The organism is Salinimicrobium oceani (assembly GCF_012037645.1).
Window position 1 is genome coordinate 1 of the sequence record NZ_JAAVJR010000309.1, and the last position, 555, is coordinate 555.

The 555-nt window shown below is 42.2% G+C and carries 1 protein-coding gene; it reads right to left on the reverse strand.

The window, feature by feature from the left end:
- A partial coding sequence (locus HC175_RS16895) for a DMT family transporter (RefSeq protein WP_168139514.1) occupies positions 1–466 on the reverse strand: 466 nt, incomplete at its 3' end.
- Between the last annotated feature and the right edge of the window lie 89 nt (positions 467–555).

The window sequence follows — 555 nt, forward strand, 5'->3', positions numbered from 1 at the left end:
TCACCAAAAGGGAATACCAGTAATTCTGATCGGGATTTACAGATGCTCCACTCCATATAAGGGCAGTAGTTCCTGCCAACCCCACCATAACTCCTATAAATTTTTTCCTGACAAAAGCAGCCTCAAAAAGGGCAATTCCTACCAACATCGAAAGCAGGGGTGTAGTTGAATTGAGAATAGAAACAATGGCGCTATCGATCTCGGTCTCTGCAAAAGAGAAAAGATAAGCCGGAAAGAAAGTCCCAAAAAAGCCCGAAAAAGCTATCCATTTCCACTGCTTGCCGGTGATATGTTTTAGAGACCTAAACCCTATCACAAGTAGAAAAAGCGCTGCAAAAACAGTTCGCAGGGAACCTACCTGCAAAGCTGTAAGACCTACAAGGCCCTTCTTAATTAAAATAAAGGAACTGCCCCATACGACAGCAAGAATACACAAGTAGATCCACTTTAGGTTTTGTTTAGGCATGGCTGCAAATTAGGGTGCAAAAATAGAAAACCCGCAGAATTATTGCTGCACCTTCCACTCAACTGTTTCCATAAGGTGTTTAATATCCT